The organism is Treponema sp. OMZ 906, from assembly GCF_024181185.1.
Lineage (GTDB): Bacteria > Spirochaetota > Spirochaetia > Treponematales > Treponemataceae > Treponema.
This window is the reverse complement of sequence record NZ_CP051196.1, coordinates 1,862,793-1,876,880: the sequence shown is the minus strand read 5'-3', so window position 1 is coordinate 1,876,880 and position 14,088 is coordinate 1,862,793. Positions and strand designations below refer to the sequence as shown.

Here is a 14,088-nt window from a genome sequence, read left to right as displayed (position 1 = left end):
GTATATTCCCTTTACTTGCTCGATCGCAAGGCTTCCGCAGGGATCATGTTGGCTGCACGGATTGCGGGGCCGAGCGCTGCAAGGATTGCTAAGAAAGCCGTTAGCAGGAATTTTAAGCAGATAACGGTCGGCGAGAGTATCCACAAGAAATGCCCGTTTGTGGTGAGCATACTGAGTACCGAGTCAATCGATATGGGGATAAGGCTGATAATCAGCATAACGAGCAGCGCAAGCACAAAGCCCGCTGCGGCGCCGATAACCGAAAGAAAGCCTGCCTCCGCAAGAAATAAAAGGCTCACCTTCCCCCTGCTGACACCGCAAGAACGCATGGTGCCGATTTCGCCCTTCCGCTCATGCACCACCATCCTGAACGTATTGGAAATACCGATCATCGTAACGAGCAGTAATACCAACAGCACACCGAGACTGACCCACTGTATCGTCTGTGAAAGCGTTACCATCTGCGGCGCAAAATCGTAGAAGGTCATAACGGCGTATTTTGTTCCGTCCCACTTTCCTTCATTCAACTGCCGCAGCAGTTCCTGCCCGGGAGAGGTTGGGTTAAACTGCGCCGCCAGTTCACGGCTGGTAACGGGACCGTATTCGGCAAGGCGCTTTTCAAAAATGGACGCAACAGCATCTTGCTGGTTTTCATCTCTCAAGAAAATACCGAACTGAGCAACACACCCTTCGGGAATTTCGGCAATTTTATTGAGATAATCGAAGTTCGCATAAAACTGTATTTGATCAAACTGGCTTTGATCCTGATAGATACCAGCTATTTGAAATTCCGCAACCGTTGCCTGCCCGCTTAACGTAGTCATTTCATAAAGGATAACATCATTCAAAGCGACATTCAGCGCTTCGGCGGTTTTTTGAGGGATAAAAAGAGCGTTTTCTATGGTTACATTCTCCCATCCGCCTTCTTTAAACGCAAAACTATTGCGTAAGGCTTCTTCCTCATCGAATTTGCAGCCTGCAATTTGAGCAGTCAACTGATTCCCTGCAAAAATCAGCGTGCCGTAACGCTGTGCACGTACAGTTGTATACAATGCATCAATTTTTTCTTCTTTGATGATTCTATGCACAAGCTCAACACTTTCGGGGGGAAGGTATTCATTCGCCTTATCATCTTCTGTCTTGTCCGCTGCCTTTTCTGCCCCGGTTACATAGACATGCCCGCCGATAATCTTTGCAATCTGATATTCCAGGCTCTTACGCGCACCTGCCGATAATCCGTCGATCAATGTTACAATAAGAAACGCAAATACAATTGCAATAACCAACAACATACTACGCCGTTTTTGCCTATTTAAATTCCGAAATGCAATCTTTAATATATTCATAATCTTTCCTTAAAATGCCTTCATTAATAATGCCTTATTTGTTGATGGCTTCCAATGGGCTGATCTTTAATGCAAGTCCAACCGGATACCAATTTGCAATTACTCCGGCGGCAAGCATAGCGGCAAGTGTACTCAATACTGCAACCGGCGAGATAGCTGTCTGGATTTTATAACCGCCGAACATAACAGCCATCGTTTCATTCGGAAGTCTGATTCCCAACGCATTAAAGATGAACCCTGCGATAATCGCAAGAGCAATACCGCACAGAGCCCCAACGCACGAAAGTAAAAACGACTCCGTATAAAAGAGCCGCCTGACAAAGGAACGCTTTGCTCCGATGGCACGCATCGTACCGATTTCTGCCGTCCGCTCCATAACGGAAACGACAAGCGTATTCATAATGACGATAAGCACCACAACGGCAAGCAATACCAGCACCGCAATCATCAGCGTCCGTGTCATTTTTATCGCAGCAGCATACTGCACCACTGCTTTATCCCACGGAAGTGCTTGTGCTATAAGACCTTCTTCTGCAAACCATTTATTCAAATCTGCAATCACCCGGGATGTTTTTGAAGGATCCTTCAGCTTAACCGTTACAAAGTGCCATGCATCGGTGTCCGCCATATTGAGCTGATTGCGCAGCTCCGTACTGCCTAAAATATTTTCCAATTCTTCTGCAGTCGCTTTTTTTTCAGTGATGCTTTCCGCCTCTTCGGTAACACCGACTGCATCATCGGAGAACAAGTCGTCTTCGCTTTTCTCTGCAAGGCTGAGATCGATTGACTGAGGAATTTCCGTAACGGTACGAGCACCCATTGTTACACCGGCAAGCATACGCGCGCTGTTGATATCCGTATACAGTACCGCCTGAATTGCCGTATCGGGATGTGCAAAGGTAAAAAAACCGCTCACTCTTATTTTGCGCAGCTTTGCTTTTTCTCCAAAGCTCATCACCACAACATCATCTCCAACATGCAATTCCCGTTCATAATATTTCTCGTACTTTTCTTTTACCTTTTGCGGCAGCAGGATAAATTCCGCATCGTCGGAATCGGGAAATTCACCTTCATACACTTTGATTGTCTCGAATGTTTTTTTGTAAGAAGAAGGCTCAATACCGAGTGTCGTGGCATACGGCATATACGAAAAGTTTTCACCCTTAGGCTCCCACGTGTCGGAAAGGTCAGCCGGACGCAGCATACCATACCCGACAACCATTCCCCGCGTAAACACAGAAGCTTCCGGCATGTCATGTAACTTTGCCTCAATTTTTTCTATCTTTGATAGATACGGCATCGAAGGCAATTTCCCCGTATTGACATTTTTATATGCACCGGCAATTGTTACATTCACGTCTTTATCGGAGGGTTTTCCGGTAATAAAAATATCGCCGCAAAAATCGCTTTCACATACATTCTTTGTTTGCTTTTCGGCGAAATTCAGCACCCCGAGCCCCAACACCACCAAAAAGCTGCCAAGCCCGATCAAAATCATAATAATCAGCGTCTTTGTCTTATGCGAAAAAAGATTTTTCAACGCCAACTTAAAAATCGTTTTATTCATTATATCCTCTTCAATTTAATTCATGTAAATACTGCGCTTCCGTCGGATAAATCATAACCATCAATCCTTTAAAACATAATCAATAGCCGTTTCAAGCTTTTGCAAAATAGCTTTATTGAGCGATGCTATTTTCTCATCCAAACGGAATTTATCGACAACGATAAGCTGATGAACCAACGCCACAGAATCCTTTGATAATCCGGACTCTGATTTTTTGATATACACATTTCCCTTATAGTCTGCATAAACGGTATTAGAAGTCAATGGAATAACAAGAGTTGTGTTTAATTTTATGAGGTTCTCTTTATCGGACTGGATTATTATAACAGGGCGCCTATATCCGACTTCGCTTCCAAAAGGGATACCGAAATCCACCATGAATATATCACCACGCGTCATCTTTTACATACTCCCAAACCGTTTGAAGACCCGCTTCACGCATTTTCTGAAAAGCATCTGCTTCGCAAAATTGTTCCCCTTGCGCAGCTTTCTCAGTTAAATAATTGAGATAGTTCACAAGCGCCTCATAGTAATCCTGCGGCAATGCTCTTATTTTCTGTTCAAGCATTTCATACGGCATCTTTCCTATTCCTCTTCACGTTTTCCTAATTACCCATTATCCATTAACCTTCGTGTCTTCGACAACGTTTCCGTCTAAGATTTTAATGCGGTGGTCGGTCATATTGACGATTTTGGCATCGTGGGTGGAGAAGATAAAGGTGGTATTAAACTCGCGGCTTATGTCCTTCATCAGTGCAAGAATCTGATCGCCGGTTTTGGAATCGAGGTTTGCAGTGGGTTCGTCGGCAAGCACCAATGCAGGCTTGGTAACTAAGGCACGGGCAATAGCAACGCGCTGCCGCTGACCGCCTGAAAGCTCGTTCGATTTATGGTGCGTCCATTCGCGTAATCCGACCTTTTCAATGAGGTGCTCAATCCATTCCTTACTCTTTTCTTTGCTTTCCTTTGCCTCACCGAACAAAAGCGGAAACTCGATGTTTTCGTATACGTCCAAAACGGGGATTAGGTTAAAAGACTGAAAGATAAACCCCAGATATTCATGGCGAAGTTGTGTCATTCGTCTGTCGAGTCTGCCGGGAATCTTCATATTTTTTCTATTTGCAAGGGAGATAAAATCTTTTTCTGCGTAAATTGTTTCTCCGTTTATGATAAGCTCGCCGGAGGTCGGTGTATCGATCAATCCTATCATATTCAGCGTAGTGGATTTTCCCGAGCCGGACGGGCCGGAAATGGAAACAAACTCTCCGCTATCGATGGAAAAATTAATTCCTTTTACTGCTTCTACCAAAACCTTCCCTAAGGGATAGGTTTTGCGTAAATTCTTAACTTGTACAATGGTCATATATGATCTCCTCGAATTGTAATTACTAAAATAGCATAAAATGAGTGTGATAAGCTAATGCTTTCGACTGCTGATTTTGTAACCGTGTTTTTTATTGATCACCTGTATCGCTTTCCGTTTCAACCGGTATGGGCTTGAGTAATTCAGACAGTTCCGTATGGTATTTTTGTACGAGTTTCAAATCATCCGGATGAATTTCAAGAGGAATAGCCCCATATTCGGAATTCAAAGCGGCATAGGCAATCACCATGATTTGCAATAGTCCTGTTTTTCCGTCGAGCCCATACTTCCGGAAAAGCGCTTGCAGTTTTTTCGGCGTCGGATTCTTTTTAAGAAAAGCCGCTGGATTGGTATCTTCTCCCAGAGCAGTCTGAAAGGATTCAAACCATTGCCTTTCTTTAGAATCCTCGCCGTCCAGAATGGTATTGAGGCTTTCAAGCAGCTTTTCGTGATTTTTGATAAGCCCTTTTACGGCTTTTTCGGTTAAGTACGGTTCTGGCTGCGGTTTTTGCGATTGTGCATACAATCCGGCCATACTCAAAACAACGAGCAGGATCCCTGCTGCAATACTGTTCTTTATCATATTATCTCCTATTTGATTAACTATAGTAAACATAAGAAGATCGAACACCGTTACGAAAAAATATGTTGTATTCCGTTTTTTATATGCGACGTCTATATGGCGGTGCTGTATTACGGCTTCCGTATTCTTCGAGATATCTAGGATAATAAGTTCGTAATGTGAGGTCAAGTATAACGTCAGAGTAAAATGTTAAAGTAAAAAATGATTCGCGATTTGCGCTAGCGGGTATGATAAACCATTTCCTTACAAAACGAGTCGATATGCCTGCTGTTTGTAGAGATTCCCTGTATTTATGTTGCTCCGAAACTACCGTCGCGAAACAGGCTACCTTAAAATTTGTTTGCATTTAGCTCTGATAGGGGGTATAATAAAATCATACTATCGGGATGCTTCCAAATTTTTTGTTTTTAAAGCTATCTCGCAGTAATTAAAGGAGGTTCATGATGAAAAAAAATGTATTAAGGCTGTATCTGGATTCAAACTTGCTAAAACGAATTCTCGGTGCGTTGATACTCGGTGCAATTACCGGTATCGTACTCGGTTTTTTCCCCGATGCAGTACAACCGTACGTAACGTATACAAAATTTTTCGGCGATGTATTTATTCGATTGCTGAAAATGATTGTTGTGCCTGTCGTATTATTTTCCATTATTTGCGGTTCGGCTAGTATTGAACCGGCAAAGTTGGGGCGGATCGGCGTAAAAATTATTATCTACTATTTATTAACCAGTGCGCTTGCCGTATTCGTCGGGCTTGTATTTGCCAATCTGTTGCGTCCCGGCTTCGGTTTTTCGGTTATCGGTTCGGCGGCTGCAAAGGCGAAGATCAGTGAAGCACCTGCAATGAATCAAATCCTCTTAAAAATGATCCCCACCAATCCGATGGAAGCCCTTGCGCAAGGGGATATGCTGCCCATTATATTATTTGCAATGTTGTTCGGTTTTGCCGTTTCTTTTGTTCGCGGTTCAAAAGACGAATTGCTTCGGAAAAGCGGCGATACCGTGTTTTTCGGCTGTAATGGAGCGGCAGAGGCAATGTATAAAATCGTCGGCGGAATTATGCAATACGCGCCTATCGGCGTATTCGTTCTAATTTCCATCGTGTTTGCTCAACAGGGACCGCAGGCAATAGGGCCTCTTTTAATGGTAACGCTGTGCGCCTATCTCGGATTTGTCGTGCAAACGATTGCAGTGTATGGTGCCATCCTTGCCGCATCAAAGGTTTCTCCGATAACCTTTTTTAAGAAGATTCATGAGATTATGATCACTGCATTTGTAACTCGTTCGTCATCGGGCACGTTGCCGGTTACTATGCGCGTTGCAGAAGAAAATTTGGGGATTCCGCGCAGTATTTCTTCGTTTACGCTGCCACTCGGAGCGACAATTAATATGAACGGTACTGCCATCTATCTCGGCGTTTGCGCGATGTTTATCGGTTATGCAATCGGTTCTCCGTTGAGTCTTTCACAGCAGATTACCGTGGTGCTTACAGCGACACTGGCGGCCGTCGGCACTGCGGGTGTTCCGGGTTCGGGTGCTATTATGCTGCTGATGGTGCTCGACTCCTGCGGTTTAAAACTCACCGAAGGTTCTGCCGTAGCAGCGGCTTACGCCATGATTCTCGGAATAGACGCACTGCTTGATATGGGAAGAACCTGTATCAATGTAACAGGCGATGTGGTCGGTACGCTCATTGTTTCCAAACAGGAGGAAAAATATCAAGCGGTAAACCGAGCGAATAACTAATCTCTCCGGTCAATCAATATAAGGGAATATATAATATAACCTATATCATCAAGTAACGGATGTGTTTTTAAAAAAGGAGCGATTTTCTCCCTTGGCGCGGAGCGTTAGGGGAGAGAGGCTTTATTCCAACTTATATTGCAACAGTAAAATCCGCAGGGCTTCTCGGTTTGCAACGCCGAAATACTTACAGGCTGCCGCCATATCCTTTTTTACGACAGAAGTGCTTACATAATACCGATTGCCCAGTACTTCGTAGGTTTCACCTTGTTTAATCGAACCAAGGATAAATGCGATTTGTCGTTCCGAAAGCTCATAATTCGATAATTTTAAGGTTGAACCTTTAGGCGGCAGCGTAATTGCGGCCATTACCGTTTCCTCCGGCAGCAAAAGATACGAAAGCTTTCCTTCGAGTTTTTGATAAAGCGCGATGCATGCGGTAAGCCCGAATAGCGTCCCTAAAATTTCGAATATAACAAATATAAAGCCGAGGACAGGCCAGATTGTTACAATAACAAGCGCCCAGTAAATGCTGAGCATAATCACTTTTCTTCTGCGGTTGACAGCAAATTCTCCGTTTATAAAGCATAAGACAATCCCTATGCAGAACAGCGAAGTTCCAATGCCTATAAATCCGACAAGAGCAGCATTGCCTGCTTCGGCAAAAAAGACGATATAGGTTAATAGCTTTCTTTCAGGATGGATGATAAGAATAATGGAAAGACACACGCAGAAAGCATTCAGCGCTGCTTTGATGAAGCTCATATACGGTATGACAGATACGTACGGAATAGCTGCTTTGATATTCATTACCATTGCAAAGGTCACCATTCCGGCATTTAAGATATATAACAGACGATTCGAGGTTAGTTTTTTAGTCATAATCGGCGGTACCATATCAGAAATATTGTAAAAATTCTAGACTTTTCCCAATTCATGGTAATTACATCTAACTGCCTTTAAACAATCTCTCTTATTCTGCGATTTTGAGTAATTTGTCTAGTGTGCTTATCCTTCTTTTAAAATAAATTGTGCAAAATTTTATCCAAAATTTTGCACAAAAAGACTGGAATCAACAACTCCGACGCAGAGCGCCGAGATATTAAATCCTCGTACGAATAAAGGGTCATAATTTTGTACCTAGCCTTTCCGTTAGCCTTTGAAAAATAGGCTGTTAAAAAGCGTACATCCGTGTACGCTTTTTAACGACGAGTTTGCAGTGCAAACTCGCTACTGCTTATAAGCACGAACATCCCTGTTCGTTCTTATACGTTGAATACTAGTTTCAGAAGCGGCACGGATGCTATCACTCCAAAATGTACATCCTTGTACATTTTGGAGCTTCGAGTTTTTTAATGAAAAACTCGATACTGTTTAGAACCACTGACATCCTGTCAGAGAAGCGATGTTTCGATGACGCCGAAACTCGCCATTAATGCGCCCAAGGATGGGCGGGGAATAAGTCAGAAACAAGTTTTGGAACAAAACTTGTCCTCTACTGATGTACATGGACGTACATCGGTAGAGAGGTACAAGGATGTACACTTTTCATGATGCGACAACGCAGATGCCCGCATATTTTTAAAAGGGTTTGTTGCGTATGTAGGCCGGCACATCCAAATCCGTATTAGCGCCGGGGAGCTGCACACGGATAGGCTGGCGTGGAGCTTCGGCCATTGCCGGTTGGGGCGGCGGGGCTGCCGGTATTCCTGCATTCCGCGGGCCGAGACCGGGTAGGGTAGGCTGTTGCGGTGTTTGCAGCTTTGCCCATTCGCTTGCTGAAATAAAATCGTTTTGTAAAAACGACGTATGGAGCGGTTCAGGTTGAGCTGTTGCCCCTGTGGGCTGTCCCTGCTTTTGCATAAGATTCGGAATCGGATCCGTATCGGTTGGGAAACCTGTTGCAATGACCGTTACGGTGATTTTATCTTTCATGGCCTCGTCGGTTTCGTCGACGGTAATACCGTGGATAGTTTCTACATCGGGGTTGGCGTTTGCTGTAACGATTTCCATAATATCGTTGACTTCTATGGTAGAAGGCATCTCCGCTGCGTAGATATTCACCAGTATTCGCGTTGCGCCTTCGATATGCGAATCTTCCAAAAGCGGGTTGTTGATGGCATTGGTTGCCGCATCCACCGCTCGATTTTCTCCCGATCCGGTGCCGACACCCATGAGTGCATCGCCCTGACCGGCCATCGTTGAGCGGACATCCGCGAAGTCTATATTGACCAATCCGTTTTTTGTAATAATATCGGCAATACCTTGTACTGCACGGCGCAGCACGTCATCCGCCATGACGAATGCGTCTTTTATCGTCTGCTTACTGTCTACAAGGTTTAATAAATGCTGATTTGGGATGACGACTAGCGTATCGACGTTTTGGCGAAGTTTTTCAATTCCTGCTTCGGCGGTACGCATCTTTGCACGCCCTTCAAAAGCAAATGGTTTGGTAACGACACCAACCGTTAGGGCACCCTGATCACGGGCTATCTTTGCGATAACCGGCGCCGAACCGGTACCGGTGCCGCCGCCCATACCGGCGGTGATAAACACCATGTGTGCACCGCGGACTGCATTCGCAATAATTTCGGTATCTTCCATAGCGGCTTTTTCACCTATGTCAGGTTTTCCACCGGCACCGAGTCCTCCGGTTAACTTTGATCCGATCACTAATTTCATCGGTGCTTTTGAATAATTAAGCGCCTGTACGTCGGTATTGGCAACGATAAAATCGACGTACTGTATGTTGCACTCCAACATCCTATTAACTGCATTCGAACCGCCTCCTCCCGCGCCGATTACTTTAATAACGGTGGGATTAACCGGTAACAGTTCATTTTGCTGCATTACTTGGTAATCCATATATGTTCCCTCCCCTTCTATATTAAAATAGGTTTTTCCAAAAGTCTTTGAGTTTACCGATAATTTTACCCTGTTCTGCTTCCATTTTTTTCGTTTCTTCACCGGAAGCTGCCCGCTGTTTGTACTGCGATAAAATCAGTCCGAGTACGGCGGCAAATTCGGGACTGCGGTATTCTCCGGTTAAACCGCCGAAGGTTCCCGGAATACCTAATCTGACGGCGGGGGTATCGAAAATTTCGGAAGCAAGCTCCGTAGCGCCCTGCATAAGCGAACCGCCGCCGCAGAGGATAACATTACCTGCAAATCGGTTCGTAGCGATTGCCGGGCTTATTTTATCCTTTACCATCGTAAAAATTTCTGCCATTCGAGCTTGCAGAATATCGCATATATCCGCTTTTTCAATCTGTATGGGCGCCCGTCCGCCCGGAGCGGAAATCAGTACCGATTTATTATCTTCCAAAAGCGGCTGCCAACAGCATCCGTCGGTTATCTTGAGCTTTTCTGCGGTCTCGGTTGAAAGCCCTTTTACAATTGCCAAATCGTTTGTCGCATGACCTCCGCCTACGGGCAGCACGGTCGTAAGTATCGGCGCTCCGCCCGACATCACCACAATATCAGTAGTGCCGCCCCCAATATCGATGAGTACCGAACCGAGATCCTGTTCTTCCTGTGTCATAACGGATTCTACAGCGGCTAACCCATGATACATCGGTGCGTCAACTTGCAAATTGGCACGCTTCACACAGTCGACGATATTTTTGATGCAGGTAACCGACCCGGTAATAATATGCACCTCCGCTTCGATACGGACACCGATTACGTTGTGCGGATCCGCAATACCGCGCTGATCGTCGACGATATATGATTGAGGAATTACGTGCATGACACGCCTATCCATCGGAATAACAACAGCCTTTGCAGCTTCTATAACGCGGTCGATATCCTGTTGGTCTATTTCACGGTTTCCTTTACCTTTATCGGTAACGGCGACAATACCGCGGGAATTAAGTCCTTCAATGTGGGTGCCGCCGATTCCCGTAATGCAGTGCGTAATTTCCACGCCGGACATCATCTCTGCGGCTTCCACTGCCTCGTGAATTCCCTGTACGGTTTTTTCGATATTAACGACGGTTCCTTTCCGTAAGCCTTCGGAAATGCCGGTGCCCACGCCGATAATTTGCAGAACGCCTGTTTCCAGTTTTTCAGCGACAACAGCTCTGATTGCGCTGGTGCCTATATCCAATCCGACTATGATATCACTCATTGGCTTCACCTCTTAAACGGTAGGAAGCGGTTCCTGCCCGTACATCCAACTCCTCAATCTTTGAACTCAGATCAAGTTCCCGTATGACATCCAACGTTAACATCATATACTGCAATCGATCCTCATTCAATGTACTGTCTGCACGTACTTTAACCGGCGTTTGTACCGGATAGAGGATGAGGTCAAAACCGCCGTATTTTTTCTGTTCAATCTTCATTTCGGAGATTTCGCTGAGTAATGCCGGATTTTTCTTCTGCAAAAGATCCAGTTGTTTAAATAATGGTACAAGCTTTTTGTGCACCTTCATTCCCGCTCGTATAGTCTGAAAGGAAAGACCGCTGATAACAGGCAACTCTTGCGCTTCTTTTTTTGAGGACGCTTTAAATACTGTTCCCGTTTTATCTATTTCCATCTGGATAGTGCGGCCGCCAACTGTTGCAAGCAATACGCCAACCGGTTTCCGTTCGATTATTTCAATCAACACCTTGTCCGGATATTTTTTGAGTACTCGTGCTTCCGCAATGAGCGGATAACTTGCAATCCGATGCAATAACACATCTTTATCGATCTTTCCCCACTTTTCCGTGCCGGTAAGGCCTGCTGCTTTTTTTAGATCCGCTTCGAGAACGGTGTCGATTCCGGAAAACTGTATCTTTGCCGTCGAATTAAAAGGCAAGATAAAAAGATAATAAACGGAGTCACCCGCCAAAAATAACAACATTACTAAAATGATAATTTTAAGGAGCTGCTTCCCTTTTGTTTTTTTAACGGTTTGAGGTGATTGCTGCAATTCTGTGTAAGCATGGTTTTGTAAACCGATAATATCAGACATGTGAGACGCTCCTTTTTGAATAGCTTGAAACATTGATAATCAGTCCGCATAGGCAAAGACTGGTAATGAGTGAAGATCCTCCGAATGAGAAAAAGGGGAGTGGAATACCGGTTGCGGGCAGTAGGCGGACAACGACTCCTAAGTTTAAAAAAGATTGAAGGACGATTGAGGAGGCTGCTCCGAAGGCAATATAGCAGCCGAACCTGTTCTTACAGGAAAATGCAATTAAATAACCTACTGCAGTAAAGGTAAGCAAAAGTACAAGATATCCGCATACACCTAAAAAACCCATTTCCTCCGCCCATGCGACAAAAATAAAATCGGAGTATATTTCGGGGACACTTGAAATTTTATGTACGCCGTTCCCTATTCCCGTACCGTAAAGGCCGCTGCCGGCAAGTGCTTCGAGGGCTGCATTTATTTGATACCCTGTATCGAGTGGATCGCTATCGGGGGAAATAAAAGAGAGCACGCGCTTCATCCGGTAGGTGGAGGTAGCAACCATAAGTACCGCACAAGGGATGGTAATAATCAGTCCTTTAAGGAACCAAAGCAGCGGTCCTCCCGCAGCAAAAAACATGACCATGAATATAAGTATTAGAAAAATTGCACTAGAAAAATCGTTTTCAAGGTATACTAGCAATACGAATATCGATGTAATAAAAAAAGGCGGCAGTATGGCAATCAGCGGTACATCCAATTGATCAGCTTTTTTATCGAAGAAATTTGCAAGAAAGATAATGAGCAGAAGCTTGATAAATTCCGATGGTTGTAAACTAAAACCACCGATAGAGATCCAGCGATTAGCACCATTCCGCGGCGAAGCAATGCCGGGAATAAACGGGAGCAACAGGAAGATAAAACCGGCTATCAGTAGATAGGGGAGTAATTTTCGCAAATGGTCAAAACTGAAAAATGAAAAAAAAATGAGACCGATGCAGCCTACAAGAAGATTACGGAATTGCCGGACAACGAAATAAGATGGGTCATCAAAAAAACGTTCGGCGTAATGCAGGGAGCCCGAATAGAGTACCGCAATTCCGACTCCAACCATGATGAGCACAAGCAGGATAAAAGTAAAGCTGTATCGGTCGCGATTGATGTTCTTTTCAACGGTGATAGTATGCTGTGTCATACCCGCTCCTTTTGCAGAATAGATTCAAACTGCTCCAGTTGAAGGCTTCGGGATCCCTTTAGAAACACAAAATCGTTCCGTTTTAATAGACTATCTAAGGTATCGCGGAGTTTATTTGCATCGGATTCTCTAAAGCAGAAAAAAGGCTTATTTGAAGTTTTATTTTGTTCGACGGCTGCTTTACACATCTCTTCACCGAAAAAAAATAACGCATCGGCATCGGAGGCGAAAGCTGCCGCACATACGGCGCGATGTGCTTCCGCTGATTTCGCACCCAGTTCTTTCATCGAGGCAAGTACATAAATCTTCTTGCCGTTTACTGCAATATTCGCACACAGTGCAAGCCCCGCATTCATAGAATCGGGATTGGCGTTATAGCAATCGAGCAGGTAGGTTACCGGTCCGCGGATAATTTGCGACCTTCCAAATAGTGCCTGCATGTTTTCGATGCCTGCTTTTATTGATCGCAGCGGGATATTGCAGTATTCCGCAACGGCAATCGCGGCAAAGGCATTTTGTACGTTATGGATTCCCGGGAGTGGTAAACGGATGTTTTCTCCCTTATACCGGATCTCTGTACCTGAAAGCCCTTCGAGGGTATAGGCGTCGGGAGCTGCACTGTAGGTAAAGGTTTTCCCGTGCGGTACTTCTTGTAAGAAAGCCGTATATTCGTCCTTATCGGGGACAAAGCCGACTGAGTTTTCATCAAAACAGGAAAATATTTGTTTTTTCTCGTGAGCAATGGCATCTTTGGAACCGAGCATCCCGATATGCGCGGTGCCGATATTGGTGATAACGGCAATGTTCGGTTTCAGGACTGCGGCAAGCTCCGCAATTTCTCCCTTCCGGTTCATACCAAGCTCAAAAATGCCCACTTCATGTTCTTTCGTTACGGTGAACACCGAGAGCGGCAGTCCTGTTTCCGAATTGAGGTTACCCTCATTTTTTACAGTGCGGTATTCCTGTGCAAAGATAGAGGCAAGCAGTTCTTTCGTCGTTGTTTTACCGTTTGAACCGGTTACTCCGATTTTAAGAAGCTGTGGAAATCGCTCCAGATAAGCGGCGGCGGCGTCCTGCAATGCCTTCAGCGTATGTTCAACGCGGATACAGGAGGCTTCATATCTTTTGCAGAGAGCAATAATATGCTGAGTGTTATCGTGGACGCCGAGGTGTGCTGCGTCGGCAATAATACAATCTGCTCCTTGCCGCAGGGCATGTTCGATATAACGGTGCCCGTCTTGCTGTGTACCTCGCAGCGGAATAAAAAGGGCATGGGGATTCACAGTTCTGCTGTCTGTCGTAACGGAATCGAAGCCCGCATAAGGAGAATAATTGCAAATGAATGTGCCTGCGACTGCCGTGCAGAGAGCCTCCCAACCCAATAACATGGA

At 45.0% G+C, this 14,088-nt stretch carries 13 protein-coding genes; 1 reads left to right on the top strand and 12 read right to left on the bottom strand.

The features are described from left to right. Positions 1 to 11 precede the first annotated feature (11 nt). From E4N69_RS08440 to E4N69_RS08415, 6 genes are all read right to left on the bottom strand, one after another. A complete protein-coding gene (locus tag E4N69_RS08440; RefSeq protein ID WP_253823553.1) occupies positions 12 to 1,346 on the bottom strand; it encodes an ABC transporter permease in 1,335 nt (444 codons plus the stop codon). Between the two features lie 34 nt (positions 1,347 to 1,380). Further along, positions 1,381 to 2,913 carry an ABC transporter permease gene (locus E4N69_RS08435; protein WP_253823552.1) on the bottom strand — a complete coding sequence of 511 codons (1,533 nt, stop codon included), beginning with the start codon at positions 2,911 to 2,913 and terminating at the stop codon, positions 1,381 to 1,383. Between the two features lie 60 nt (positions 2,914 to 2,973). Next, positions 2,974 to 3,312 carry a type II toxin-antitoxin system PemK/MazF family toxin gene (locus E4N69_RS08430; protein ID WP_253823551.1) on the bottom strand — a complete coding sequence of 113 codons (339 nt, stop codon included), beginning with the start codon at positions 3,310 to 3,312 and terminating at the stop codon, positions 2,974 to 2,976. Then, positions 3,299 to 3,493, bottom strand: a complete 195-nt coding sequence (locus tag E4N69_RS08425; protein WP_253823550.1) for a hypothetical protein — start codon at positions 3,491 to 3,493, stop codon at positions 3,299 to 3,301. The genes E4N69_RS08430 and E4N69_RS08425 overlap by 14 nt, the downstream gene beginning before the upstream one ends. Positions 3,494 to 3,529: 36 nt before the next feature. After that, complete coding sequence (locus tag E4N69_RS08420; RefSeq protein WP_253823549.1) at positions 3,530 to 4,276, bottom strand: ABC transporter ATP-binding protein; 747 nt, start codon at positions 4,274 to 4,276, stop codon at positions 3,530 to 3,532. Between the two features lie 91 nt (positions 4,277 to 4,367). After that, entirely contained in the window at positions 4,368 to 4,859 is a 492-nt protein-coding gene (locus tag E4N69_RS08415) for a hypothetical protein (RefSeq protein WP_253823548.1), read from the bottom strand. A gap of 443 nt (positions 4,860 to 5,302) precedes the next feature. Here E4N69_RS08415 and E4N69_RS08410 point away from each other — a divergent pair, with 443 nt between their 5' ends. Continuing rightward, positions 5,303 to 6,604 carry a dicarboxylate/amino acid:cation symporter gene (locus E4N69_RS08410; protein WP_253823547.1) on the top strand — a complete coding sequence of 434 codons (1,302 nt, stop codon included), beginning with the start codon at positions 5,303 to 5,305 and terminating at the stop codon, positions 6,602 to 6,604. Between the two features lie 120 nt (positions 6,605 to 6,724). On the opposite strand, the gene E4N69_RS08405 is transcribed toward E4N69_RS08410, so the two are convergent. The 6 genes from E4N69_RS08405 to murF form a co-directional block, all read right to left on the bottom strand. Then, positions 6,725 to 7,483: a hypothetical protein gene (locus E4N69_RS08405; RefSeq protein WP_253823546.1), complete on the bottom strand. Its 759-nt coding sequence runs from the start codon at positions 7,481 to 7,483 to the stop codon at positions 6,725 to 6,727. 699 nt (positions 7,484 to 8,182) lie between these two features. Next, positions 8,183 to 9,466, bottom strand: a complete 1,284-nt coding sequence (gene ftsZ / locus E4N69_RS08400) for a cell division protein FtsZ (protein WP_253714052.1) — start codon at positions 9,464 to 9,466, stop codon at positions 8,183 to 8,185. 22 nt (positions 9,467 to 9,488) lie between these two features. Continuing rightward, positions 9,489 to 10,730 (bottom strand): cell division protein FtsA, encoded by a 1,242-nt coding sequence (gene ftsA, locus E4N69_RS08395; protein WP_253714051.1) that lies wholly within the window; start codon positions 10,728 to 10,730, stop codon positions 9,489 to 9,491. Beyond that, positions 10,723 to 11,562, bottom strand: a complete 840-nt coding sequence (locus E4N69_RS08390) for a cell division protein FtsQ/DivIB (RefSeq protein WP_253823545.1) — start codon at positions 11,560 to 11,562, stop codon at positions 10,723 to 10,725. The genes ftsA and E4N69_RS08390 overlap by 8 nt, the downstream gene beginning before the upstream one ends. Continuing rightward, positions 11,555 to 12,697, bottom strand: coding sequence for a putative lipid II flippase FtsW (gene ftsW, locus E4N69_RS08385; RefSeq protein WP_253714049.1), 1,143 nt, complete (start codon positions 12,695 to 12,697; stop codon positions 11,555 to 11,557). Before ftsW ends, E4N69_RS08390 begins: the two co-directional genes overlap by 8 nt. Then, positions 12,694 to 14,085: a UDP-N-acetylmuramoyl-tripeptide--D-alanyl-D-alanine ligase gene (murF, locus tag E4N69_RS08380; RefSeq protein ID WP_253823544.1), complete on the bottom strand. Its 1,392-nt coding sequence runs from the start codon at positions 14,083 to 14,085 to the stop codon at positions 12,694 to 12,696. Before murF ends, ftsW begins: the two co-directional genes overlap by 4 nt. Positions 14,086 to 14,088 lie beyond the last annotated feature (3 nt).